This window comes from Desulfotomaculum copahuensis (assembly GCF_001655685.1).
GTDB lineage: Bacteria > Bacillota > Desulfotomaculia > Desulfotomaculales > Desulfovirgulaceae > Desulfotomaculum_G > Desulfotomaculum_G copahuensis.
Genome location: NZ_LYVF01000013.1, coordinates 62036 through 88007 on the forward strand (window position 1 = coordinate 62036; position 25972 = coordinate 88007).

24 protein-coding genes and 2 riboswitches are annotated in these 25972 nt (G+C 60.6%); of the genes, 2 read left to right on the forward strand and 22 right to left on the reverse strand.

Features of this window, described 5'->3' with window-relative positions:
- Positions 1-14: 14 nt before the first annotated feature.
- The 9 genes from A6M21_RS01615 to A6M21_RS01655 all read right to left on the reverse strand — a co-directional run bounded on the left by A6M21_RS01615 (position 15) and on the right by A6M21_RS01655 (position 10392).
- Positions 15-785 (reverse strand): NADH-quinone oxidoreductase subunit B family protein, encoded by a 771-nt coding sequence (locus tag A6M21_RS01615; RefSeq protein ID WP_066666158.1) that lies wholly within the window; start codon positions 783-785, stop codon positions 15-17.
- Positions 786-798: 13 nt separating this feature from the next.
- Positions 799-2367 (reverse strand): hydrogenase large subunit, encoded by a 1569-nt coding sequence (locus A6M21_RS01620; RefSeq protein ID WP_066666159.1) that lies wholly within the window; start codon positions 2365-2367, stop codon positions 799-801.
- Positions 2368-2372: 5 nt separating this feature from the next.
- On the reverse strand, positions 2373-3815 hold the full coding sequence (locus tag A6M21_RS01625) for a proton-conducting transporter transmembrane domain-containing protein (protein WP_066666160.1): 1443 nt from the start codon (positions 3813-3815) through the stop codon (positions 2373-2375).
- 7 nt (positions 3816-3822) lie between these two features.
- Positions 3823-4485: a hypothetical protein gene (locus A6M21_RS01630; RefSeq protein ID WP_066666161.1), complete on the reverse strand. Its 663-nt coding sequence runs from the start codon at positions 4483-4485 to the stop codon at positions 3823-3825.
- Between the two features lie 167 nt (positions 4486-4652).
- Entirely contained in the window at positions 4653-5603 is a 951-nt protein-coding gene (locus tag A6M21_RS01635; protein ID WP_078060305.1) for a respiratory chain complex I subunit 1 family protein, read from the reverse strand.
- Positions 5604-5761: 158 nt separating this feature from the next.
- Complete coding sequence (locus A6M21_RS01640) at positions 5762-7573, reverse strand: dynamin family protein (protein WP_066666162.1); 1812 nt, start codon at positions 7571-7573, stop codon at positions 5762-5764.
- 55 nt (positions 7574-7628) lie between these two features.
- A riboswitch (Fluoride riboswitch) is annotated at positions 7629-7690 on the reverse strand.
- Between the two features lie 195 nt (positions 7691-7885).
- On the reverse strand, positions 7886-9268 hold the full coding sequence (locus A6M21_RS01645) for a radical SAM/SPASM domain-containing protein (RefSeq protein ID WP_066666163.1): 1383 nt from the start codon (positions 9266-9268) through the stop codon (positions 7886-7888).
- Positions 9269-9529: 261 nt separating this feature from the next.
- Complete coding sequence (aroH, locus tag A6M21_RS01650) at positions 9530-9907, reverse strand: chorismate mutase (protein WP_066666164.1); 378 nt, start codon at positions 9905-9907, stop codon at positions 9530-9532.
- A gap of 65 nt (positions 9908-9972) precedes the next feature.
- On the reverse strand, positions 9973-10392 hold the full coding sequence (locus tag A6M21_RS01655; RefSeq protein WP_066666165.1) for a HutP family protein: 420 nt from the start codon (positions 10390-10392) through the stop codon (positions 9973-9975).
- Positions 10393-10744: 352 nt separating this feature from the next.
- Here A6M21_RS01655 and A6M21_RS01660 point away from each other — a divergent pair, with 352 nt between their 5' ends.
- Complete coding sequence (locus A6M21_RS01660) at positions 10745-11305, forward strand: Uma2 family endonuclease (RefSeq protein ID WP_066666166.1); 561 nt, start codon at positions 10745-10747, stop codon at positions 11303-11305.
- Positions 11306-11320: 15 nt separating this feature from the next.
- Positions 11321-11908, forward strand: coding sequence for a flavodoxin family protein (locus A6M21_RS01665; protein WP_066666167.1), 588 nt, complete (start codon positions 11321-11323; stop codon positions 11906-11908).
- Positions 11909-12066: 158 nt separating this feature from the next.
- Here the strand turns inward: A6M21_RS01665 and A6M21_RS01670 are convergent, their stop codons facing one another.
- The 13 genes from A6M21_RS01670 to lysA form a co-directional block, all read right to left on the reverse strand.
- Positions 12067-12528: a hypothetical protein gene (locus A6M21_RS01670; RefSeq protein WP_242868728.1), complete on the reverse strand. Its 462-nt coding sequence runs from the start codon at positions 12526-12528 to the stop codon at positions 12067-12069.
- Positions 12529-12878: 350 nt separating this feature from the next.
- Positions 12879-13685, reverse strand: coding sequence for a pseudouridine synthase (locus A6M21_RS01680; RefSeq protein WP_066666169.1), 807 nt, complete (start codon positions 13683-13685; stop codon positions 12879-12881).
- 32 nt (positions 13686-13717) lie between these two features.
- Positions 13718-14251, reverse strand: coding sequence for a spore maturation protein (locus A6M21_RS01685; RefSeq protein WP_066666170.1), 534 nt, complete (start codon positions 14249-14251; stop codon positions 13718-13720).
- Between the two features lie 4 nt (positions 14252-14255).
- Positions 14256-14849 (reverse strand): nucleoside recognition domain-containing protein, encoded by a 594-nt coding sequence (locus A6M21_RS01690; protein ID WP_066666171.1) that lies wholly within the window; start codon positions 14847-14849, stop codon positions 14256-14258.
- Between the two features lie 267 nt (positions 14850-15116).
- Positions 15117-16442, reverse strand: a complete 1326-nt coding sequence (locus tag A6M21_RS01695; protein ID WP_066666172.1) for an FAD-dependent oxidoreductase — start codon at positions 16440-16442, stop codon at positions 15117-15119.
- A 248-nt stretch (positions 16443-16690) separates the two neighbouring features.
- Positions 16691-17137, reverse strand: a complete 447-nt coding sequence (gene ytfJ / locus A6M21_RS01700; protein WP_066666173.1) for a GerW family sporulation protein — start codon at positions 17135-17137, stop codon at positions 16691-16693.
- A gap of 7 nt (positions 17138-17144) precedes the next feature.
- On the reverse strand, positions 17145-17834 hold the full coding sequence (locus tag A6M21_RS01705) for a DUF2953 domain-containing protein (protein WP_242868734.1): 690 nt from the start codon (positions 17832-17834) through the stop codon (positions 17145-17147).
- 8 nt (positions 17835-17842) lie between these two features.
- The gene (locus A6M21_RS18215) at positions 17843-18166 is read right to left on the reverse strand and encodes a hypothetical protein (protein ID WP_151191750.1); all 324 of its coding nucleotides are present in this window, start codon (positions 18164-18166) and stop codon (positions 17843-17845) included.
- A gap of 63 nt (positions 18167-18229) precedes the next feature.
- Positions 18230-19051: a Gmad2 immunoglobulin-like domain-containing protein gene (locus A6M21_RS01710; RefSeq protein ID WP_066666175.1), complete on the reverse strand. Its 822-nt coding sequence runs from the start codon at positions 19049-19051 to the stop codon at positions 18230-18232.
- 312 nt (positions 19052-19363) lie between these two features.
- Positions 19364-20347, reverse strand: coding sequence for a tryptophan--tRNA ligase (gene trpS / locus A6M21_RS01715; RefSeq protein ID WP_066666176.1), 984 nt, complete (start codon positions 20345-20347; stop codon positions 19364-19366).
- A gap of 195 nt (positions 20348-20542) precedes the next feature.
- Positions 20543-21172, reverse strand: coding sequence for a site-2 protease family protein (locus tag A6M21_RS01720; RefSeq protein WP_066666177.1), 630 nt, complete (start codon positions 21170-21172; stop codon positions 20543-20545).
- Entirely contained in the window at positions 21165-23813 is a 2649-nt protein-coding gene (locus A6M21_RS01725; RefSeq protein ID WP_066666280.1) for a CBS domain-containing protein, read from the reverse strand. The genes A6M21_RS01720 and A6M21_RS01725 overlap by 8 nt, the downstream gene beginning before the upstream one ends.
- 169 nt (positions 23814-23982) lie before the next feature.
- Positions 23983-25326 (reverse strand): diaminopimelate decarboxylase, encoded by a 1344-nt coding sequence (lysA, locus tag A6M21_RS01730; protein ID WP_066666281.1) that lies wholly within the window; start codon positions 25324-25326, stop codon positions 23983-23985.
- Between the two features lie 166 nt (positions 25327-25492).
- A riboswitch (Lysine riboswitch) is annotated at positions 25493-25680 on the reverse strand.
- Positions 25681-25972: the final 292 nt, after the last annotated feature.

Here is a 25972-nt window from a genome sequence, read left to right on the forward strand (position 1 = left end):
TCCCCAACACAGGTCTATTTGCCGGCGGCACCGGTCTTATCCCCCCGCAATTCCATCTCCCCGCCCGCCTCTTCCGCCCGGCCGGCGGCCAGCAGCAGGCCGTGCAGCAGGGTCAGCGGCGCCGGCGGGCAACCGGGGACGAACACATCCACCGGCAGCAGATCCGCCAGGCGATAGGGGGCCGCATAATTCATCCCGGCAAACGGCCCGCTGCAGGCGCAGGCGCCGGCCGCCACCACCAGTTTGGGCGCCGCCATGGCCCGGTAAGCCTTGTCCAGGGCTTCGGCCATGTTCCGGGTCACCGGGCCGGTAACCAGCAACAGGTCGGCGTGGCGGGGCGAGGTGACGAAAAAGAAACCGAGCCGGTGCAAGTCATAGTACGGGTTGGATAAACCGTTGACCTCCCACAGGCAGCACTCGCAGGCGCCGGTGTCCACGTGGCGGATATAGACGGAACGCCGGGAAAGGCGGCGCGGCGGTCCGCCCGGCCGGGCCGGCCGGGCCAGCCGGAAGTCGTTCCGCCAAACCAGGACTTCACCGGGACAGTTTTCCACGCAAGCGCGGCAGAAAATACAGCGCATATAGTCGATCACCGGCCCGGCCGGTCCGCCAATGCTCACGGCGCCGGACAGGCAGACAGCAGCGCACCGCCGGCAGTCCGCCGGGCAGTTGTTTCCCTTCACCACCGGCAGGCCGGACCAGCCCCCCGGGATCTCTTCCATCCGGTGCGGGTAGCGGGTGGTGACCACACCGCTGCCCAATCCTTTCCAAACCCAGTTGGCCATCGAAATTCCTCCTTCAACGGTCGCTTTCGGCAAAGGACAGGCCGAAACTGGCCAGAATAATCGGGAAATCCTGGAAGGCGCATCCTTCCGTCCCGTGGGGATAGGTGTGCCAGTTGGCCAGGGACGGGGTGCGCATGCGGTAGCGCCACAGCTGATTGTTTTCACCGGCCATCACCCAGTGCAATGTGCCGCCCCGGGGACCCTCGCACCAGCCGCAGGCGCTGACGCCCTCCGGCAGGTGCGGCCGGGCGTCATTTACCGCCGGACCGGCCGGCAGCTCCGCCGCCAGTCGGGCCAGCACGGCCAGGGACTGCTCCACTTCCGCGGCGCGCACTTTCATCCGGGCCAGCCCGTCACCGTCTGTTTCCACCGGTACCTCGAAATCCACCCGCTTATAAGCAGCGTAAGGGCGATCCCGGCGCCAGTCCCGGTCCAGGCCCGAGGCCCGGCCCACTGGTCCGGTGGCGCACAGGTTCCGGGCGTCGTGCACATCCAGTACGCCGATGTTTTCCAGCCGGTCCAAAAAGCTGTCCGTGTTGAGCAGCATTTTAAACCAGTGCCGGAAATCCGCTGCCAGCGGTTTTAATATATCCCGCAACAGGTAAATCTTTTCCAGGTTCAGATCCCACCGGACGCCGCCATAGCAAATGCTGTACATCAGGTAGCGGTGGCCGGTCAACAGGGCGTTCAGGCGCAACAGCCGCTCCCGGAGCATGAACCCCTGCGCCGCGCCCACCGACAGCGAAGTGGATTCGCAAATTTCGGCGATGTTGCCGATATGGTTATACAGCCGTTCCAGCTCGGCCAGGATGGAACGCAGATAAAGCGCCCGGGCTGGCACCTCCAGGCCGGCGGCCGCTTCCACCGCCCGGCACAGGGCCAGGGATTCGGACACCGCGCCAATGCCGGAAATGCGTTGCGCCAGCAGGAGCGCCTTTTCCAGCGGGACTTCCTCCCCCGCTTTTTCCAGGCCCCGGTGCTTGTAGAACAGCCGGGGGCTGACCCAGAAAACCTCCTCGCCAATGGAGGTCAGGGCAAAATGGGCTGCTTCAGCGATCCCCGAATAAACCGGCCCCAGGGGCATCTCAAACACCCCCCGCCCTTCCACCGGGTGGGGCCGGAGGAGGCAGGACATCTCCGGCAGGCGATCCTCCCGGCGGAAGTTTTTGCGCAGGGGAAACGGGCCGTCGTCCCCCTGGTTGCGCAGGATAAAGCCGCCCAGCGCCGGGTGCCCTTGAGGAATAATGCCGTACATTTCATAAATCTCCCGTTCAAACCAGTCGGCGGCGTGTATATCCAGGCTGACGGCGGGATAAGCCGGCGGTTGGCCCGCCACCCGGGCGCACAGGGTGACAAAGCCGTCAAGACCCGGTAGATCAAAGACATAGCGGACCAGGTAATCATCCGGCGAGACGGGATCGGCCAGAGCAAAAGCGTCCACCAGCAGGGCCTGCGCCCGGTCGTGCCACCACCGGCAGACAGCGGGCAGATCGGCGGCCTGCAGTGAGCACACCAGTTGCCCGTCCGGATTGAGGTCCGGCCAGGCGGCGCAAAAGGCGTTGATTATTTCATGATTGGACAATTCGTTCACCTCCCGGCAAAAACAGCCGCCGCCGCGTTCAGCAACGGGTGCAGCAGGGGCAGGGCAATCAGGCCCGGCAAAATAATCAGCAGCAGGCTCAAAGCCATAGCCAGGTTGTTCCAGTTGCTGATCCCCATCTCTGGCACATCCCCGCCGGGCGGGCCGAAAACCATCTGGTACATGGACCGGACCAGACCGAAAAAGACCACGGCCAGCAGGGCCAGAAGCGCCACGGCCGCACCGGGGTAGGTGCGAAACCCGGCCGTAAGCACCGTCAACTCACTGACGAAAATGCCGGAAGGAGGCAGTCCGGCGATGGCCAGCACGGCGACCAGAAACACCACGCCGGTTAAGGGCAGGCTTTTGAGCAGCCCTTTCACCCGGAGGATTTCCCTGGTCCGGTATTTGAGCAGCACGTTGCCGGCGGCATAGAAAAGGTTCGACTTCGTCACGGCATGGTTGAAGAGATGAAACAGCATGCCGTAAATGGCCAGCGGTGTGCCAAAGGCCGCGCCCAGTCCGGCAATGCCCATATGCTCCACCGTGGAATAGGCCAACATCCGTTTATAATCCTGCTGTTGCAAAATGAAAGCGGCAGCGATAAGTACGGACAGCAGGCCGAAGAAGAGCATCAGATGCTGCGCCGTTGCTCCCAGGGAACGCACAGCGATGAAGTAAAACCGCAGCACCACGTAAAAGGAAACGGTGGTTTTGGCGCCTGAAAGCAGGGCGGACACCGGGGAAGGCGCCTCCCCGTGCGCGTCGGGCAACCAGGTGTGCATGGGGGCCAGGCCGGCCCTGGTGCCGTAACCAATTAAACAGAGCAACAGCACAATCTTCATAGTCTGGGGGTTGAGACTGCCCGCCAGCCGGTATAGATGCGCCCACTCCAGTCCCTGGTAGGCCGCCGGCGCATGCACGGTGCAGTAGTAGAGCAGCACCAGCCCCCACAGGCCGAGCATGGCGCCCACAAAGGAAATGATCAAATACTTCCAGGCTGCTTCCGTCGCCCGGCCGGTATATTCAAAGCCGACCAGGAAAACCGAGGTCAGGGTGGTCAGTTCCAGGGCAATCCAGACCAGACCCAGGTTGCCCAGCAGCGGAATGAGCAGCATGGCGAAGGTAAACAGGTTGAACTGCACGTAATAGCGGCGCAGGGAGGCGCCGGTAATGGGTGCGCCGTCGTGTGCCGACCGGACGTAGCCGGCCGAATAAATGGCGGCGGTGCAGCTGACCACGGCCACCGTGAGCAAAAACAGGGCGCCCACGGCGTCGATATAAAACCAGCCGTAATTAAGCGGGCCGTACTGGGCCACGCGCCAGGCCAGAACCAGGGAAAAGGCCAGCGTGAGCGCCTGCACCAGTGCCGTCAATCCGGCCAGAAATTTATCCGTGCAAATGGAAATTCCCGAAGCAGCCAGCGGCATCAGTAAAATCAACTCGGCCATTTTCCACCTACCCCTTCAAACGGCGCAACATTCCCACCGCCGTGGTTTCATTATGCCGCTGCAGGCGCATGACCAGCACGCCCAGAAGCAAAGCGCCCACCAGCACATCCAAAAACAGGCCGAATTCGGCAATCAGCGGCAGGCCGAAGGCAGTGACCACGGCAATCAGGATGACGCCGTTCTCCATGATCAACAAACCGGAAATCTGGGGCACCGCCTCTTGCCGGCCGACCATGATGAACAGGCCCAACAGGGCCACCGCCGCCCCGACGGACAAAAGCAGGCGGGCCAGCGTGTCCCCCGGGTAAACCAGGCGGATACTGGTGAAGTAGGCCAGCAGGCATAACAACCCGCCAATCAACAGGGAGCCGGGCACACCGAAAACAAAGTGGATTTCCCTCTTTTCCAGGATGGTATCGTGAATCACCCGTTCCAGGGAATAAGGAATAGCCAGCACCTTGAACAGCAGGGTGAGACCAGCCACCAGGTACAGGTGGTACATACCGGTGACGTAACCCACAACGGCCGCCGAGATGGCCAATAAAAGCGAATGTATGGCGTAAAGGCGGATGATGCCGCGCATCTGGCGCACCGCCAGCATGAACAGCGTCTCCAGCAAAAGCAAGGCGCCCAGTACGCCCAAAAGTTTTAATGCGGTAGCATAAAGCAATATCTTTCCCCCCTCCTACAAAACGTAAGCATTTACCTGTTGTCCTGCAATCGTAAAGCAAGGAACATTTCGCCGGGTTAAAACCGCAGTGTCCATCCGCCGTTCTTCAAACGTATCCCCCTCACCGGCAAGGTGGACCCCGTACCTCATGATACCCCGGCTCAACATTAAACGCCGATAAAGTAAGTGATCAACCCGAGCAGGGAAATGACGAAAGCCATGCCCAGAAATTCCGCCACCCGGAAAAGGCGCAGCTTGGCCAGGGTGGACTCGATAATCACGATCAGCACCGCCCCCGCCAGCATCTTAAGCAGCAGGGACAGGACAGCCAAAGTCAGGGCCGGCGCGGTGACGGCGGTGGCCAGACCCCAGGGGGTGACCAGCACATTCATGAATATAGTCATCAAAACAAACAATTTCATGTAGCCGCCCCATTTGATCAAGGCGAATCCCTTGCCGGAGTACTCCAGGGACTTGGATTCGTCAATCATGGCCAGTTCGAAGTGGCCGTCCGGATTATCCACCGGGATGCGGCCCGTCTCGGCCAGGATGACCATGAAGAAGGCGATCACCACCAGCACATGGGAAGGGTAAATGACGCTCTTGCCCCCCATGTACCAGGCGTGATTAACGATATAAGGGATGGTGGCCCCGGCCACCAGGGAGACCACGAAGAAAACGCACATTAAAACCGGTTCGGCCAGGAAGGAAACCATCCGGGTGCGGCTGCTGCCCATCTGACCGTAGGGACTGGCCGTATCCATGGCCGCCAGGGTGGCGAAGAACCCGCCCAATGAGAGGATGAACCCGCCGCCCAGCATATCCCCCATAAAGGCCCAGGTCAGGGGGAAGCCGGTGAGCACCGGAATGAGCAGGGTGACCAGAAGGGGCACGGCAAAAGAGACCAGCGGCGCGGCGCGGAAAATCCAGGAAGCGTCGGTAGAAATCACTTCATCCTTACGGAAAAGCTTGTATAAGTCATAATAGGGCTGCCAGATAGATGGACCGCGTTTGGACTGAATGATCGCCTTAAGGCGGCTGATTACCCCCTTGAGCAGAGGAGAAAACAGCATTACCACCAGCACTTGCATGATGTTAAGCAAAAGGCGTGCAGTCAAACTTTACTTCACCTCCACGAAAAACAAAGCTCAACGGTAAGACTTGTAACATAATTGCGAATATTATGTTAACCGTCGCAGCATCCCCCCACCGGTATAATTTTAGCGGCTGGCGTGTTGCCTTTCCGGAGAGCGCACTTTTCGGGCAAAGACACTGTTCATGTCCGTCCGGACGACAGTTCCTTATCCGGACGCGGACGTCCGGCGCCGCCTTCCAGGACGGCCACCCGGGCAAGCACATCCTTCACGCCGGCCAGGCGGGCCATCTGGCGCTCCAACCGGTCCCGGGCGGCGTCCGTCTCCACCCGGCTTTTTTCTTTCCGGGCCAGCGCCCTTTGCAGCACTTCCCGGGTGCCGTTGATGGTGGCATCGAACTTTTCGTCCAGCTGCCGGCGGAACTGCCGCGCGCTCTTTAACAGGCGCCCGGACAGGTCATGGCGCACCCGGCCGCAGTTACGGTCCACCAGCATGTCGATGCGCCGGCGCATCTCGCCCATCAGCACCGGGCCAAAGATAAACCGGGGTAAAACGGCGGAAATTTTCACCGGATCGGGAGCCAGCAGTGAGTGTTCCTCCTCCAGCAGGTAGTACAGGCCGCTCTCATGCTCCAGCGCCTCCACGCCAGTGAATCCCTGCACGGGCAGGTTGAACAGTTGCGCCGACTGGCGCACCACTTCGGCGATCAGCCGGTTGGTCCGTCCGGTAAAGCGGGCGACCAGACGTTCATAGCCCTGCTCCGCCTTTTCCTCCAGCGCCGGCCGCCACCGGTCCAGCGCCTCTTGCAAAGTGGAGCGCAAATAATCATCCATGGCCCGCAGCAACTCCCGGTTGGACCGGCCCTTTTCCCGGGACAGGCGCTCTATTCCGGACAGAAGCCTGCCGCCCTGCTCTTCCTGGAAGCGTAAAATTTCCTTTTCCAGCTCCTCCAGCAACCGTTCCAGTTCGCCTTTCAAGATATAGGCGTTGTCACGCCGCTCCTGCTCCATAGAGGCCGCCATATCCTCAAAAAGACGTATTTTCTCCTGCAGCTCCTGCAAAGGGGTGTCCAGGGCACGGAGCTCCATCTCCACACCCAGCGTCAGTTCACCCAGCGCGTTGGCCGCCTTGTTGGCCGCGGCCAGCAGCACGGTGCGCCCCTTTTCCGCCATCAGAAATGATTCCAGCTGGCGGGAGAAGGCCGGCAGCCGGCTGGCCTCCAGAGCCACTTCATCCCCGGCCAGACGCGCCTTCATGGCCTGGCGCGCCGAAAGGGGGAAGATTACCGCGTCCGGGAAGCCGGCTTGCTCCTGCAGCGTCCGGCGGGCGAAATCAAGCGCCGCTTTGCGGTCGGCCGGCTCCAGATAGTCGATTTTATTCAGGATGAAAAACATCCTGGCTGCATACTGCCGGGTATCCTGCAAGAAGTCCACCTCGGCCCGGCTGATCGGCTGGTCGCTGGATAACAGGAAAATGGCCGCGTCCACCATGGGCAGGTATTTATAGGTCTCGTCGGTATTATTCTGGTAGATGGAACCAACCCCGGGGGTGTCGATCAGCACCACGCCATCCTTCAAGTAGCGGGACGGATAGCGCACCACCACCTGGCGCACGCCCTTCTCATTGGCCGGGTTGCCCTCCTCGGTAATGTAGGCGGGCAATTCCGCCAGGCCGGCCTGCTGCCGCCGGCCGTCCCGAAAATGCACGGTGATTTCCAGGCTTTCCCCGTATTCCAGCAGGGTAACAATGGAAGTAAGGGGAACCACGGCGGTGGGCAGCAGTTTCTCCCCCAGCAGGGCGTTCAAGAAAGTGGTTTTACCCCGCTTGAACTGCCCCAGCACCACCAGGTAAAAGCGGTTGGCCCGCAGCCTGGCGGCCAATTCCCGCACATAGGCGGCTATAGAAGCCATCCCCCTTTCACCAGCCAGGCCTTGCAGCTCATCCAGGCCGTCAAGCAACGGCTGGCGCAAAGAGTTGAAAGATACAGCGGTCATAAACCCACCCCTTTGACGCTAATTTCAGGCATAAAAGAAGCTCCTGCCGGACGCGCGTCCAACAGGAGCTATCAGCTGCAAGAGCAGTTAATGGCGAGCTCCATCGCCCCAACCGTTTGTAAATTTGCTTATATTTTACGTCACAGGCAACCGTATGTCAATAAGCTTCTAGCGCCTTGTCACCCCTTTTAAGCGGTTTTTTGAAAGGTGCCGTTTTCACGGGAAATTACTGCCGTACGGCCGGGAAGCCGTGCCGGACATCAAACAGGACACCGGCCGTTGCCACCTGTATTTTGTAAAATGATAGTTTGTTTAAAGAGCCCCGGCTTTTTCCTCCTTGCACCGTTTCGCCCAGATGTCACCAGCCACCCGGCCCCATTCCCGGGAGCGGTTGTTCAGCTGGGCGGCAATGGTGCCGGTCAGGACGGTTTCCGCTCCGGCATGGGTAGGGCGGGCACCGGATTCAGCTACGATGTTCCTTAAAGCCCGGGGCACATCAATGATCGGGCAGGGACGGAGCAGGTTGTCATCGAAAGGCTGACGCTTCTGGTAAGCGGCAAACAGGGGCGAATGCAGCACTTCGACCAGGCTCTTTTCATTAATGTTGTCCACGGCGAAATGGACAAAGGCACAGGGTTCCACGTCGCCGGCCGCATTGATGTGGAAATAACGCCGCCCGCCGGCCAGGCACCCTTGTGTCAGTTCGCCGTCATTCCAAAAGTCGGCGATTTGAATCGGTTTGTGCGTGCGGATATAAGGGATGCGCTCAGCCAGGTAGGCCCTTTGCTCCGGAGTGACCATCAGATCCACATCGGGATTGCGGCCAATCGGAATATAATGGAATGTCCAGCCATAAACGGCCCCCTTGTCGATCAGAAAGTCGATAAACTCGTCAGCGGTCACTTCCAGCACATTTTCCCTGGTGATGGTAATGGAAACGCCGAAAGCCGCGCCTTTTTCCCGTAGCAGGTCCATGGCCCGCATCACCCGGTCAAAAGTGCCCTCACCGCGCCGGGCATCGGTGCGTTCCCGCCACCCTTCCAGGCTGATCGCCGGCGTGAAATTGCCCAGGGCCACGATTTTGCCGGCCACCTTTTCGTTGATCAGTGTGCCGTTGGTATAAGCCATGAAGGCCATGTCGCGGTGTTTGGCCATTAAATCAAATAAGTGGGGGTAGATCAGCGGTTCACCGCCGGAAAAGACAATCCAATAGATACCCAGTTCTTTGGCCTCGCTGAAGAGGCGGTCCAGCCGCTCCCGGCTCAAGGAATTTTTAGCCGAATACTTACCGGCCCAACACCCGGTGCAGGCCAGATTGCAGGCGCTGGTGGGGTCCACCAGGATCAAGTTGGGCACCCCCACCCCCAGCTTTTCCGCCATGCTCCTTTGCCGGGGGATGCCCCAGAGCATGGCGTTCATAAACCAATTGTAAAGCAGTTTGTTGCGCACATTCGGGTGCAGATTGCTAGCCAAACGGTTTATGTATTCCCGGCCGGCCGGGTTTTCCCGGTAATAAGCCGCCACTGTTTCCACCTGGCGCTTGTGGCGATCTTGAACGGCCAGCAATTTAACCAGCGTTAACAGGCGTGGAAAATTAGTTTCTGGATTTTTACTGATTAAAGCCAGGATGTTTTGTGTCAGGCGCGTGGAAAGAAAGTTTTTCGCTCCGCCCAGTCCCGGTGCCTGCAGGTGCATAAGCCATCATCCTTTACAAGTAATTACTTTAAATATTCATGTCCAGTAATATACCCAAAAGGCTGGCAATCATGCTTTAAGCAAGAATGTCTTTTCCTGGTGACCCCGGTGCGGGATGCTTTACGCCTCCGGAGGGATTCCGCCGCCCCGTCCGGACGAAGGGCCAACAGCGGGGTTGGCCGGCATGCCAAAGAAAGAAGAGGCTCCCCTTAAGGAACCCCTTCCAGTGAAACAATTTAATGCTGAACGGCTATTTGTAAATTACTGCGGCAGCAGGTCGGTACGCAGTTTGGTCGCTTCCCGCAGGTAGATGTGCTTGATTTCCCGCTGGGAGCGCTCCGTATTCACGTGCACCAGCACCCGGATGCACCTGCCCAGCCGGCCGGGCACGTCGATTTCCCGCGCGCATAACAGCGGTACATACTGCCAGCCCAGCAGTTCGCGGGCGGCGGCGGCCGGGAACTCGGCGTTCAAATCGGCCGTCACGGTGAAAAAGGCGCTGGCGATATCTTCCGTACACAGATCGTTTTCCTTCACAATGGCGCGCAGCAGTTCACCGGTGGCCTCCAGGATGTCCTCCGCCCTGTTCCGTTCTACCGTGATGGCGCCCCGGATGGCCCGCACAAAAGTCTTGCCCATGCTACTGTCTCCCCCGTAAATAATATTTAAATACACACCGGACCGGCGGCCGGATTTTACTCATTTCATGATGAAACCGCCCGGTGGCCCAGACCGATCGCCACGTCATCCAGGTGTAAAAGGCCGACGCCGAAAAATACAGCCACACTGATATGGTCGTTATAACGGGCGATGCCGATCTTGCCGCCCACATTCAGGCCGATGGCCTTCATCATCACCTGGGAGAGGGCTTCCCGGGTCGCCCCGGCCACCGCGCCCTCTTCGGCGTGCACTTCCTTGATCACGCCTTCCCGCTTGGCGGCCACCACCGCCCGCTCCGTAATCTTATTCACCGAGGCAACAAAGTCACCGCCGTAATCCACGGCCGCCGTTTTAAAACCCTCGCGGGCGTACTGGACTTTAAGCCCCTTCTCATGCTCCCGGTCCTCGCTCAAAGCCATGTTTACCGCCACCCGGGCCACCTGCCTGCTTCCCTGAAAGGCCATTTAAACCCCTCCCGATTGCCAAAAACCGGCCGGAAGGCCGGCACATACATTATAGGGCAGCCGGCCGCAAAAAACAATAGCCGGCGTGATCCGGCGGGCAAACCGGTGCTGAAATTAATCACGACGCCAGCAATTGGCGGCCGGTATCAATTGGCTGGCGTGCTGCCGGACAACGTTGCAGTATCAGCAGTAAGGAATAGATTCACGCAATGATACATCCTTGCTGGCGCATAGACTGTAGACATGGCATTACATATGGAATTGATGACACATAAGACATGTTTTATACCGTTTTTCTTTATGGTATAATACAACCAGAAAACGGCAGGATGCCGGGCGGGAGTGATGCCGGATGGATGAAGCTGTGCAAAGTTTGGGCGGCGGCTTTACGTACGAAGATTATTGCCGGTTACAAGATAGCCGGCGATACGAATTGATTGGAGGGGAATTGTATTTGGTTCCTTCGCCCAGCGTTCCACACCAGCATGTTTCTTTACGCTTGAGCTGGCGCCTGGCCGAACATGTGGAAAAACACGACCTCGGCATTGTTTTATCCGCTCCGATCGATGTTTTTTTAACTTTACATGATGTGGTGCAGCCGGACATCCTTTTCATTTCCCGTGAACGGTCGGATATTATTACCGAGGCCAATATCCAGGGCGCACCGGATATGATGGTGGAAATCCTCTCTCCGGCCACTTCATTGCGGGACCGGACAGTTAAAAAAGATCTTTATGCCCGCCACGGGGTGAAGGAGATGTGGATAATCCATCCATTGGCACAAACATTGGAAATCTACCGGGCGGAGCCGGCCGGATTGACCAAAGCGGCATTTTATTCCCGCCGCACCGGACAGCCGGTCTCTTCACCTCTTTTGCCCGGCCTGGCGCTGGATCTGAACGATATCTTTTAGGAACGGGTGATGAGCATGCCGGAACAGATAAAATGCCTGGCGGTGGCCGCCAGCCCGCGCAAGGACGGCAATACCGCCCTTTTAGCCCGGCAGGCGCTGGCCGGCTGCCGGGAAGCGGGGGCGGAAACGGAATTCCTGTACCTGGCGGATTATGCCTATGCGCCCTGCCGGGGCTGCGAAGCATGTTCAAAAACCGGCCGGTGCGTGGTAGCGGACGACGCCAAAGTCATCTTCGACCGGATCCTGGCCGCCGACCGGCTGATCCTGGCCGCGCCCATTTTTTCCATGGGCATCTGCGCGCAGGCCAAAATGCTCATCGACCGGGCGCAGCAGTTCTGGGCCACCAAATATGTATTAAAACGGCCGGTGATCCCGGAGGCGGCATTGCGCCCGCCGCGCCGCGGCATCTACATTGCCACCGCCGGCACCAACCTGCCCGGCGTTTTTGACGGCGCAATCCGGGTGGTTAAATATTTTTTCAAGATGCTGGAAATAGATCTAACCGGCACCTTTTGCTACCCCCGGGTGGACGCCAAGGGATCCGTGAAGGACCACCCCACGGCACTGGCGGAATGTTTGCAGGCCGGCCGGGAACTCGGATGACAACCCGGTTGAGCTTGACTGCCTCCACCCCGGCCGGATTAAATAAATGCCCGTGAAATTCACACATTACCAGGTTACGCAAATATATCGACAAAAAACGGCCTGGCATAATCCAGCTGCCAGGCCGTCAGTAATTCCGGCAACTCAACTTGCCGGAATTACCGGTTATATTTACGCTCCAGATTTTCCCGCATCTGTTTGAACTCCCGGGACACACTGAACAGCAGCCGCTCCATTTCAGTTTTATAGAAATTGAGAGCAGCAGGTGAAATTATTTCCACCTTGCGGAAATCATCCCGGGCGATAAAGCGCACCAAATCTTCCAGTGTATCGGCGCTCACGTCCATAATCACCGGAGCGAAGGCCACATCATGATTTTCAATGTCATCATGAATAGTATAAATGTCCATGCTCAAATCCAGGTCGTTAATCTGTATCCCCTGGATGGGCACGTTGCGCAGCATGGCCACCTGGTGCTCCCGGGCCTCTTCCGCCACCTTCTCCACCGCCTTGCCGCCAAAAAGAAAACGTCCGGACTTGCCCACACCTTTGAAGTCCAGCCTGACTTTTGCTCTTATTTCTCTATGCCCGTTGGATTCCCCGGGTTGCAATTCGGCCAAAACTTCACCCCCCAGCGCTTGACTAACATGAAGATATTAGCCTAGTTCGCCGGGAGGGGAAAAATTCCTGCATATGTGACATCTTTATGCCATACGGGGACAAAAGTTTTTTAACCGCACTTTGCCGGATCAGGCCGGTGTACACTCCGGACCTGCATATGGCGCGGATCAAAATGTATACACCATATACTGAGACAAGCGCGGATTTTACTGTTACCATACCGGTTCCCGGTTCGCATGCCTGCCGCCGGCGAAACTTTCAATACCGAATCATCAACCGGGAAGCCGGTCCCGGCTTCCCGGCCGGACGGCCCGGGGGACCGGGAAAATTGAAGGACATCTGACAGGCATCAGCTCCCGACTGTCTTCCGCGCCCGTTTAGCTGATGTTTGGGAGCATTCTGCCGGGGACAGGCCGGCTGCTTCCCGCAGTTGACGTACTTCCGGCAAAGTGAGATGACGGTACTGTCCCGGCTTCAGGCCGCCCAGGGAAAGCGGCCCGGTGCGCACCCGCTTGAGCCGGCGCACCGGATGGCCGATCTGCGCGCACATGCGCCGCACCTGACGATTGCGTCCCTCGTGAATGGTGATTTCGAGCAGGGCGTTGCCTTGCGCGTCCACTTCCACCAGCCCGGCGGCGGCCGGAGCGGTGGGACCGTCATCCAGCACCAGTCCCCGGGCCATCTGTTCCAGGCTTTCCCGTGCCGGCGTCCCCTCCACGCGCACCCGGTAGGTTTTAGACACCCGGTGCCGGGGATGGGTCAAAGCCTGGGTCAGCTCCCCGTCATTGGTCAACAGCAACAAACCCTCGCTGTCGTAATCCAGACGGCCCACCGGATAGACCCGCTGCGGCACACCGGTCACCAGATCCGTCACCTTGCGCCGTCCCCGGGGGTCTTCCACCGTGGTCACATATCCCCGGGGCTTGTACACCAGCAGGTAAACCTTCTTTTCCGGCCGCCCGATTTTGCGGCCGTCCACTTCCACCCTGTCCACCCCGGGAGTGACCCGGGTACCCGGTGTGGTCACCGTTTTGCCGTTGACCTTGACCAGCCCGGCGGCGATCATTTCCTCGCAATGGCGGCGCGAGGCCACTCCGGACCGGGCCATGAACTTCTGCAGACGCTCCAATTTGCTCACCCCGGATTTGCCAAACATAACTACCTACCGGTATTTTACCACCAATCCTTTTACCGGAACACCTGGTGGGCAATAAAAACCGAAGCGGCCAGAGTGGTGAAATCGGCAGCCAGGCCGGAAACAATGGCGTAACGGTACCTGCTGATACCGACGGAGCCGAAATAAAGGGTGAGCACATAAAAGGTGGTGTCGGTGCTTCCCTGCATGGTGGAAACCAGCCGGCCGATAAAGCTGTCCGGGCCGTGGGTGGCGATCAGATCGGTGGCGATGCCTAGGGCGGCCCCGCCGGACAGAGGCCGCATCACGGCGTGAGGCAGCACTTCGGCCGGAAAGCCCAGCCGGTTCAGATACGGGGACAGTGTGTGCACCAGCACATCCATCGCTCCCGAGGCGCGGAAGATGTTGATCGCCACCAGCATGGCCACCAGGTAGGGAATGGTTTTGATCGCCGTGGCAAAGCCCTCGCCAGCCCCCTCGACAAAGGTTTCAAACACAGGCACCCCGCGCACCATGGCCGCCAGGGGCACCAGCAGCAGGGTGAGGGGAATGGCCCAGCGGGAAATCTCCGAGATTATTTCATACATGCCGCTACCTCCCCTGGTTGCTGTAAATATAGCGCATGACGCGGTCCACCGTCACGGCCACCGCCATGCCGCAGGCGGTGGCAAAAATGGTTGTCCCCACAATGGCCGTGGGATCGGCGGAACCGTGCATCAAACGGATGCCGATGATGGTGCTCGGAATCAAAGTCAGGCAGGAGGTGTTCAGGGCCAGGAAGGTGCACATGGCGTCAGTGGCCGTTTTCGGGTCGCCGCGGTTCAGCTTTTGCAACTCCTGCATGGCGATCAGGCCCATCGGTGTGGCTGCATTGCCCAGACCGAGGATGTTGGCGCTCAGATTCATGATGATCGCACCCATGGCCGGATGCTCCCGGGGCACCGAGGGAAACAAAACGGCGGTCAGCGGCCGCACCAGGCGGGCCAGGGCGCGCACCAGGCCGGCCGCCTCGGCCAGCCGCATGATGCCCAGCCAGAAGGCGATGATTGCAATCAGGTTCAGGGACACCTTGACCCCGTTGGCAGCCCCCTCCAGGGCGGCTTTGGTGACCACTTCCACCTGTCCGTGCGCCGCCGCCGTCAGAATGCCAAAAACAATCATTCCCAGCCAGATGTAGTTGACCACCGCTTCTACCCCCCGCCAGGCGGCCCGCTTTCAGCAGGCCTGTCTACTAACTTTTATGAAGAGCGGGAGGCGGTTAGAACCACATGCAAAAAGGCGGCCGCCCGGCCATGCACGGAAAACAAGCTACTGTTTTGGAAAGCGGCGTCCTGGAATGTCCGGCACAGGCAGGTAAACCGGGAATTGCATCCCGGTTTGAATCAGCCGGTGCTGTAACCGGGCTCATGCGCCCCGGCCGGTTTGCGCTGAACACCCCGCCAGCCCGGCGGGTTATGTCCCGGTGCCTGCACCGGCCGGCGCCGCGACGGGTCCGCTGCACACCCGGAGCAGTTTGCTGTTGAACACCCCCGTCAGACCGGCCCGCGCCACCCGGCCGCGGACGGCCTGCACATCGGTGGTGTACAGCCCCTTTTCCTGCATGCGCTGGAAGTAAACCGAACCGGAGAAGGTGTATTTTTTCTGCAGCCCGGCGGGCGTTTTCATTTCCCGGTGCATGAAGGCGATCAGATCGCCCACGGCCAGTTCTTCCGGCAAAACAAGCAAATCTTTCCCGGCCAGGTGGCGCACGGCGTTATGCCCGGCCAGAAAACCGGTGGCGATGGCTTCGGTGTGCCCGACCAGCAGGCCGGTCTTCTCACCGGCACAGAACAGGTTGGCCACGCCGGCCACTTTCAGGGCATCGTCGCAGGGGGCGATGGCGTTAAAACGGATCGAGTTGCCCCGCCCGCCGGAGTACGGATCGGCATAGCGGGCCTCCCGGAAACCGTCGATGGTGCGCAGCACTTCAAGCGGGAAATAGGGCGTCATCAGCTTGGCGTGACCGGTATCGAGCAGCACCAGGTTGCGGGCGAAATCGGCCAGATTGTACTGCTGGCAGGCTTTTTTGCTCAACAGGTCGCCTTTTTGTATATGCGCCGGCAGGGGGACGACCAGGCGTCCCTCCCGTTCCAGTTTATCCACCAGCCAGCCGGCCAGGGAGTTTTTATCCAGCTTGCACGAGCCGCTCATCGCCTCAAAATGGGGAAAGCCGTCCCCGGCGCGTATTTCCTCCACACCGGCCTTGTCGGTCAGGCTCACCCGCGGACCGAAGGTGGGACAGCGCAGAATGCACATGGCACAGCCGGTGCCGAAACGGGTGCAGTTTTTAATCGGCCCGGCCGTACCGGTGGTGTCGATGAAAACCTCGCCGGCTATGTTTTCCCCCCGGCTGGTCAAAATTTCGCCAATAGCATCCCCTTTTTTAAACACCCCGGCCACCCGGCTCTGCAGCCGGATCTCCACCCCGGCGTCGGCCAGAGTGCTCCGGATGGCCGGCTCAATCCGGGTCACGTCGTAAAGCGTGGCGTGCCGGTGACCGGGGAAATCCAGCCAGCGGTGCCTGGCCACTCCCTCGATCCGGCGGATGAAATCCCCGCCGCCCATCGCCCAGACTTCCTCCAGAGCGGTAAACCGGCCGTTGTTGCGCATGATGCCGCCCACCAGACCGGTGCCCAGGAGCATATCCGTCTTTTCCAGCAGCACCACCCGCGCCCCGGCCGCTGCGGCCGCATAGGCGGCCGCGCAACCGGCCCAGCCGCCGCCGGCGATAACAATCATTATCTTCACACTCCCGGGGCTGGCACGCCCTTTCTTAACAGTATATTCCCCGGTACGGCGGAAGTGCCGGAAAAACAGTTTGGAGCCGGAACCGGCCCCAAAAATAAAAACCCCGGCCGGGAGACATATCCCCGACCGGCTTTATAGCCGGGACGGGCGGACATGGCGGAAGCCCGGCTTTTGCCGGGCTTCCGGGGTGTATTCGTTTTCCTTGCGGGCGTTTTGCCCGCCCCGCCGGGAAAAACTCCTTACAGGGGCGGAATGGTGGCCTGGGGCGGAGGCGGCGGGGGCGGGGGCATCATGGCGGGCTGCCGGCGCCCGTCCCCCTTGAAGAGGGACTCCAGTTGGGAAATCAGCTGGGGGGCCAGGTCCACCAACCGGTCCACGAGCATGTTGCCATCCACGGGCAACATGCGGATCTGTCCCTTACCGACCACCAGGAAGCCCACCGGCTGCACGGAAACCCCGGCCCCGCTGCCCCCGCCGAAGAAAGGCGTCTGCTCCGTCACGCCGGCCTGCTGGGGTTCCAGTTCCCCGCCGCCGGCGCCGAAGCCGCAGGCCACCCGGGAGATGGGGATAATCACCGTACCGTCGGGCGTTTCCACCGGATCCCCGACCACAGTGTTCACATCGGTCATCTGTTTGATGCTTTCCATAGCTGTTTTCATTAAACCTTCAATCGGGTGTTCGGGCATGGTAAGCTCACCCCTTTGGAAGTTTGTGTCCGGCCAATCTGTCCTGGATGCCGCCAAGCATGTACAACACAGCCATACGCAGGGCAGCGATCATAATATGACCTGTTCTGACAGTAAATATGCAGTCCAGATCCACGGCCAGCACCGGAGTGGTGAAACTGGGCATGACCACCAGTTCCGGCCGCACCGGGGACGGGCGCAAAAAGCGGTACAGGGCGGTAACGGCCGTCCCTTTCAGTGACCATAACCCGCCCGTGGCCAGACCGGTAGCGGCGGCGTCGGACAGTCCGATCAAGGTGCGCCAGCGCACGCGCCGCGGCTGCACCTGGCGGAGCAGGCAGCGCACCGCCGGCCAGAGCCTTTTCCCCAAACGGAGCCACCGTCTTGCCTGCCGCAGCAGGACCGGTAGATCGGGCCTGGTCAGGCACTTTTTCTCCATGGCCGGGGGCGGTCCGGCGCGCCCTTCCAGCCGGGCACGCAGCTTGATCGCCGGACGGGAAAAACGGCGGGCTAAATCAATAGCGGGCAAGGCCAGTTGATAACCCAATCCCGGCCAGATTTTCAGGTTCAACTCCAGCCGGTCGTCATGCCCGCGCCGCTGGTAACTGACCTGCAAGGTCAGCGGCAGTGCGGCCAGGAGCAACAAAAGAACAACCGGCACAAGCAAGACCCAGAGCAGCACAAACAAGCTCACCATCCCCGGCACTATTCTGCCGCCGCTGGAAAAATGCATACATCAATCCGTGGCGGTGAACTTTCACGGAACGGCATTGTCCGCCCCACTCCGCCCGGCGGAATCCCGCCTGCACAGGCGGGAAGATTAACGGCGGCCGGTTGATACAACAGGCAAATCCACTGCTGATGAATAGACATAGCCGGGTTGGAATTTATGACATGAATTTCAGTTTCAAGCCCTTTAGCGAGTATCGTGGCAATGGTTTTTAACGCACCAGCGCTGTGTAAGTTATTGCCATTTGCCGGGAAATCCGTTCCCGCCCCCGGACGGAACGAAGGCGGTAATGCAGTCATCCAAGGAGCACCTGCACCCGGTCCCGGGTAGCGGCGATCACCGGTCCGGCGCGGTAAAAGCAGTCATCTGATGGTCACCTGCACCCGGGAGAGCAGTTTTTCCTGTCCCCCATCCACGGCCAGGACTTCCACATAGCCGGTTTGCGGGGAAGCCGGCGCGGTGTAGTGGAGCGTGGTTTCAAACGGCCCCATGTGACCGGCGGGTACTTTCACCGGCGCCCCGGCCAGCGTGTGCCCCCGGCCGTCCACCAGGCTGATATGCAGTTCGCCGCCGGGATGGCGTCCCTGACCGCTCACTTTTACCGGACTGGTAATGGTGCTGCCCGCCGCGGGTGTGCTGATCGCAGCCAACCCGGCGGTAGCGGCTGGCGGGGCGGGGGACGGCCGTGCGCCGGACGGAGGCGGCGCGGCCGGAACGTGCGCGGGACGGCTGAAGGTAAACCCGACGCCGTTAATGGTGCGGTCCAGTTTGCCCACCCGGGCGATAGTGAGTACCGGGCCGGCGGGTGCGGCCGGAACCGCCGCCTGCCTGGTGTATTTGACCTTCACCTCCAGCCAGGTGAAGTTGTCCCGCGGTATGCGCTGTACTACATCATTGATCTCCGCCTTCAACCGGCGCGCCTGCGGCCCCTGGTTAAGCAGCAGGTAGGTGTCCGTGCCGGTACGTACCCAGGCCGTGCCGGCGGTGTTTCCCATGGCTTTGGCCACATCTTTCACTTCATCGGGCGCTTTGGCCGGATCCACCCGGTCAAAGGAGATGCTCTTTTCCGCCGGCACCACCACTGTGCGCGGCTGGGCCGGCGGAACCGGCTTGCGGGCGGCCGTACATCCGCCGAACAGCAACCCGGCTATGACGACAAGCAATAACAATGAAAAACGGCGCAAATTAAAATTCCCCCTTCCGGATCTTTTTAACAGTATCTTCCGGAAGGGGGTTAAACATGTATACCAGATATTTCTGCTCATGGCAACAAGTGTCTTTTGCCGTGTCCAACGCCCGTTTAAAGTGCGGCCGCAGCCAGCCCTGCCTTGGGCATCACCGCACACATTCTTCCTGCACAAACAGGCAGTTCAAGATGGGTTAAACGGAATCATGCCAATCTATGGCTAAAGGCTCCATCCGCACAACCTGCACACCCGCCGCTCGCCCGCCCTCCCGCCACCCGGGCGGGAATGCCGGCTGCCGGTCGATGATCCTTAAATCTGCATGGCCTCCCGGACCAGGGCCATGGTCTTTTGCGCTTCCTCCCGGGCGCGCCGGGCGCCCTCGCGCAGCACTTCCTCCACGTAGCCGAGACGGGCCATAATTTCCCGCCGCCGCTCCCGGATCGGCCCCAACATAGCATCCAAACCGCCGGCCAGCAGCTTTTTGCAGGCCACGCAGCCGATCCGGCCGCCCCGGCAATCCGCTTCAATTTCAGCCAGACGCTCCCGGGTGTAAATGCCATGGTATTTGTGCACCACGCATACCTCCGGGTGTCCCGGGTCGGTCTTGCGGATGCGCGCCGGGTCGGTGACCATGGCATTGACCTGGCGGTAAACTTCCTCCGGTTCGGCCACCAGGCCGATGTCATTGGCGTAGCTTTTGCTCATTTTCCGTCCGTCCACTCCGGGCAGCACGGAAACCTGCGCCAGCAGCGCCTTTGGTTCGGGGAAAACCGGCCGGTACAGGTGGTTGAAGCGCCGGGCCAGTTCCCGGCACAGTTCCAGGTGGGGCACCTGGTCCTCGCCCACCGGCACGCCGCCGGCCCGGTAGAGCAATATGTCGGCGGACATGAGCACCGGATATCCCAGGAAACCGTACGTCATGATGTCCTTGCCCTGTTCCTGGAACTGCTGCACCTGGTCCTTGTAAGTGGGCACCCGTTCCAGCCAGCCCAAAGGAGTAAACATGGAAAACAACAGGTGCAGTTCGGCCGTTTCCGGCACGTCCGACTGAACGAAAACCACGCTTTTTTCCGGGTCGATGCCCACGGCCAGCCAGGCGGCAATCATCTCTTTGATATTTTCTTTGATCCCCGCGGTCTGATCAAAAGCGGTGGTCAGAGCGTGCCAGTCGGCGGCAAAAAAGAAGCACTGGTTTTCCTTTTGCAATTCAAGCCAGTTTTCCAGCACGCTCAGGTGGCCGATGTGCAGCCGGCCGGTGGAACGCATACCGCTTAAGATTCTGCCTTTGGTCATGACAATGACTTCCTTCCCGCTATATTTTTAATTAAAAAATTTACCGGCCTTAAATGCGAAAATGGCCGCCTTTGAGGTGGTGGCCGGACCGGAACAGCAACTGGTGCCGGTCCGGTACGAAACACGACCGGTGCTTTCAGTAAGCGAGCCGGCAGCGCGAATCGCGCGCCGGGCTGGGTTCAAAAATCACGGCCGTCAGGGCGAAAGAACCGACAGGGCGTTGGCCAGGCCGAGCAGCAGCCGGTAGACGGGAAAGATGATCCAGCCCAGCACCCGGCCGATCACACCGGTGAACAGAAGAAACAACAATACAATGGTGCCGTACTGCTCCAGGCCGTAGATCCACCGCTGGCTGCCCGGCAAGAGGCCGGCCAGGATCTTGGAGCCGTCCAGGGGCGGCACGGGAATCAGGTTGAAGATGGCCAGCACCACATTGATCTGGATCAGGGCGCTCAATATTTCCTGCCCGTAAGGGAGCTTCCAGCCCCCCAACCCGAGCAGCACCGCGCCCAGTACGGCCAGCAGCAGGTTGGTGGCCGGACCGGCCAGAGAAACCAGCATCATACCCCGCCTGCGGTCGCCGCGGAAATTGAAGGGGTTCACCGGCACCGGTTTGGCCCAGCCGAAACCGGCCACAAAGAGCAGGATCAACCCGATGATATCCACGTGCGCCGCCGGGTTCAGCGTGAGCCGCCCCTGATCGCGCGCCGTGTGATCGCCCATCCGGTAGGCCGTCCAGCCGTGGGCCAGTTCGTGCAGCGTCAGCCCCAGCACGATGCCGGGCAGCATGAGCCCCATTTGATAAAAGCTGGGGATGTTAAACATCATTATCCTCCCCCCGGCGCCGGTTTAAAAATTCCTGCACAAAAACCTTCTCCTCCGCCTCGCTTTTCACCCGGCCCTCCAGGCGCGCCTGCCACACCGCGTCCAGCGCCCGCCGGAAAAGCGGCCCCGGACGGTAACCCAGGCTTTTGATGTACATGCCGGTGATTTGCGGCCGGCTGTCCCGGATCAGGGTCAACAACTGCCGCAGGCGCTGCCGCATCCAGTCCTCGTCCAGGATGGCCAGCAGCAGCGGGTAGGATTCCCGGGGCAGTTCCATCAAGGCCCGGGCCAGTTCCACCACCCCACCCTGATCCGGCGCCCGCCAGACCAGTTCCAGCGTGCGGCGCCAGCCGGTCACGGTGGCGAGCACCTTTTCCGTCTGCCGCTTGTTCAGGTGATAAAGCGCACACAGTTCCGCGGCCTCCGGCGCTTTTGTCCAGTGCAGGGCGGCGATGAAATAACACAGCCAGCACGCCTCGCCGGGCACCGGGAAATCCCAGTCCGCCAGCGTCTGCATGGCCCGGTGCAGGCCGTGCAGCACCGGCTGCACTTCCCAGTAGGTCACTCCGGGGAAAACATAGGGCCAAATCTGCAATTCGTCCAGGCGGGCGAGCATGCGGCCGGCTTCCGGTTCGTTCATGATATGCATCAATTCGTCCCACAACCGTTCCCGGGAAACACGGGCCAGCACTTCCCGGCGCACGGCCTCGCGCAGCAGCCGGCCGGTCTGCGATTCCAGGTTGAAGTGGTAGCGCTGTTCAAAGCGCACCGCGCGCAGAATGCGGGTGGGATCCTCGATGAAGCTCAGGTTGTATAAAACGCGCACCAGACCGTACTGCAAGTCTTCCTGGCCGCCGAAATAATCGATCAGGTCGCCGAAGCGATCGTCATTCAAGGCCACCGCCATGGCATTGAAGGTGAAGTCGCGGCGGTACAAGTCCTGGCGCAGGGAAGAGCTCTCCACCCGGGGCAGCGCGGCCGGGTACTCATAGAATTCCACCCGGGCGGTGGCTACGTCGATTTTAAACCCGGCCGGGAAAATCACCTCGGCCGTACCGAAATTGTGGTGCGCACGCACCCGGGCGTTGTATTCGCCGGCCAGCGCTCCGGCCAGGGCGATACCGTCCCCTTCCACCACCAGGTCGACATCCAGGTTTTTCACCCCTAAAATGATGTCCCGCACCACACCCCCGGCGCCATAGAGCTGAAAGCCCAGCACGGCGGCCAACTCCCCGGCCCGCCGGATGATCCCCCACATCTCCGGGTCCAGGTTCTGCTGCATCAGCTCGGCAATGTTGCGCTGATGGCCGGATAAGCGCGGGCCGGCGGAGTAAACCACGTGGTGACGGGGCTGCAGCTGGCCGTGCAGTGTGCGCAGCACATCGGTGCGGGAGACAATGCCGACCAGCCGGCCGTTTTCCACCACCGGCAGGCGGCCGATATCATGCTCGATCATCAACTGCTGCACTTCAGCCACCGGCAGATCCGGCGCCACCGAAATCACGCTGTGGGTCATAAAGCCCTTCACCGGCGCGTGGCCCAGCCCGTGATGAGTTGCCTTCTCCACGTCCCGCCGGGAGATCACCCCGACCAGCCGGTCGCCGTCCACCACCGGCAGCCCGGTGTGCCCATAGCGCAGCATGACGTGCCCGGTCTCGCTGATCGAAGCACCGGACGGCACGGTTTTCACCGGACTGGACATAATCCCGGCCGCGGTCAGGGGCGGACGCACCTTTTCCCGGATCGCGGCCATCAATTGTTCCGTCACCGCAGTCACGGCCGCCCCCTTGATCACCGCCGAGGCGGCCGCCGGGTGGCCGCCCCCGCCCATGGGCGCCAGGATTTCCCGTACATCCACCTGGGCCACATTGCTGCGCCCGACCACATGCACCCGGTCCTCCATCTCCACCACCGTAAAAACGGCATCCATGTGCTCGATCTCCGAGATGGTGTGGGTGAGCAGGGCCAGCCCGACCACAAACTCATCCACCGCCGCCGTGGCCAGGAGGATTTTCACGCCATTGACCTGGTGGTGCCGGGCGGAAACGAGCAGCATTTTGAGCAGTTCCTTCTGCTCCCCGGTCAGCGGCCGGCCGAGGAAATCAGCCACCACCCCCAGGTTGGCGCCCTTCTCCAGCAGGAAGGCCACCGCCGCCACATCCCGGGGCGTGGTGCTGGTGAACAGCAGGGAACCGGTGTCGCCGTAAATGCCCAGCACCAGGATGGTCGCCTCCACCGGAGTGACCGGCAGACCGGCTTCCCGGATGCGCTCCACCAGCAGGGTGGCCGTCGCCCCCACCGGTTCGACCACCTCCAGTGAACCGTGCGCGTCGCCCTCCGCCCGGGGATGATGGTCATAAATATGTACGTCCACTTTCGGGCGGTCCAGCACATCGGCCAGCTTGCCCAGGCGGCGCGGGCTCTTGGTATCGACCAGAATCACCCGCCGCACCCGGTCCGGATCGATATCCTTGACATTGCGCACCACCAGCGTGTCCTTATGCAGGGCCATGAACTCTTCCACATTACGGGAGAGCTTGCCCGGAAAAACAAGCACCGCTTCCGGATAAAGCTTTTGAGCGGCCACCATGGCCGACAGCGCATCCAGATCGGTATTGGTGTGCGAAGTGATGATCTCCATCTGCCATTCCCCCGTACCCGGTAAAAAAACAAGGTTATTATACCATAATATATTTTCCTTCAGCAATGCACAAGAAAAGGGGCGGTTCCATCCCCCCCCTTTTTGCGGCGCTCCGGGAAGGCTGGAACCGTCCCCTTTGGTGTTCACCCTTTGGTGTTCAAAAATATTTTCAGCGCACCGAAGCCACGTTCAGCCGGCGCTCCCGGCGCAGGCGCGCGGGGATGAGATCATTGCGCAGCAGGTCGCTGTAGGTTTCCCGTTCCACAATCAGGTCGGCCCGGCCGTCCGCCGCCAGCACCATGGCCGGCCTGGGCAGGCGGTTGTAGTTCATGGACATGGTATAGTTGTAGGCGCCGGTGCAGCTCACGGCCAGGATGTCGCCCGGTACCGCCCGGGGCAGACGGATGTCCCAGATGAGCATGTCGCCGGATTCACAGCATTTGCCGGCCACCGAAACCACCTCTTCCGGCGCCGCGCCGGCCCGGTTGGCCAGACAGGCCTCGTAGCGCGCCTGGTAGAGGGCCAGCCGCGGATTGTCCCCCATCCCGCCGTCCACGGCCACATATTTGCGTACGCCGGGAATGTCCTTGATCGCCCCCACGGTATACAGGGTGGTGCCGGCCGGACCGCTGATCGAACGACCAGGCTCCACCAGCAGCCGCGGCACCGGCAGGTGATGAGCGACCGCCCTTTCCGTCAGCGCCTGCATCATCACATCCGCATATTCCTCCACCGGGCGGGGTTCGTCCCCGGCGGCGTAATAAATACCCAGTCCGCCGCCCATATCCAGCTCGGCCGGCGCCCAGCCCGTTTCCCGGTGCACCAGGGCGGCGAAGTCCATCATTACATTGACGGCGTGCGCGTATGATTCCAGCTCAAAAACCTGGGAGCCGATGTGGCAGTGCAGTCCGTGCAGAACCAGGTGCTTTGAGGCCAGGGCGCGCTTGATCCCCTCCAGCGCCTGGCCGTTTTCAATCACCAGGCCGAATTTGCTGTCGATCTGACCGGTTTTGACATATTCATGGGTATGTGCTTCCACCCCCGGAGTCAGGCGCAGGATGACGCCGGCTCGCACATGCAGTTCGCCCGCCAGCCGTTCCAGCAACTCCAACTCGTACAGGTTATCCACCACAATGCGCCCCACCCGCCATTCCAGGGCCAGGCGCAGTTCCTGCGGCGATTTGTTGTTGCCGTGGAAATAGACCCGGGACATGGGGAAGCCGGCTTCTTGCGCCGTATACAGTTCACCGCCCGAAACCACGTCCAGGCCCAGTCCCTCTTCCTCCACCAACCGGGAAACGGCCAGGGTGAATAATGTTTTGGCGGCGTAAATGACCTGCCCGCCATGTCTTTCGGTAAAAGCACGGTAATAGGCGCGGCAGTTCTCCCGGAACAACTGTTCATCCACCACGTAAAGCGGCGTGCCGAACCGGGAAGCCAGTTCCACCGCGTCGCAGCCGCCGATTTCCAGGTATCCCCGGCCGTTCACCCGCATTGTGCCGTGCAGTTTCATTGAATTACCCTCCTGCTGGTTTATATTACGCCCGGAAATGACCATCGGTGCCGTCGGGAAAAGTAAAACGGCCTTTTCAGCGGAGCACGGAAATTCACCGGTGGTGAAAAATCCCAACCCGTTTGAAAGGCCGCCTGGATACAGGCAAAAATTAAACCCCTTCCCACGGTGAGATAGCGCTCCATCCAGGGGCGGGCTTTCCCCCGGATGACAGTCCGGCACCTGTTCGGTGACGGCCCAGCCCAGCCGGCCCCGGGCGGCGGCTGAACTTCGGCGGCAAACCCTTTCCCTCCGTCTCACCGGACCCCGGTCCTCCCCGGAGGTACTCATGTTTTCCGCGCCTCTACCCCAGCTCCGGAAAGGAGATGAGGTACATGCTTATATGCAGTTTGTCCAATTGTATCATACCGGAAGTACAACGTCAAGAAGAAAACGGCCGGTTCAATGCTGACGCACCTTGCTCCATACCCGAAACGCCTTATATAGTGCCATGTTCACAGTTCATGCGTCAGCATTGGGCCGCTTTGGGACGTTTTCAGTGTTGATGCCCGGAAATTATTGCAATTACATCCATCCCGGTGTACCATCCTGCCCGCCGAAATCAGATGTCTCCCCCTGTCGGCCCGCCGCCCGGCCGGATTTACTC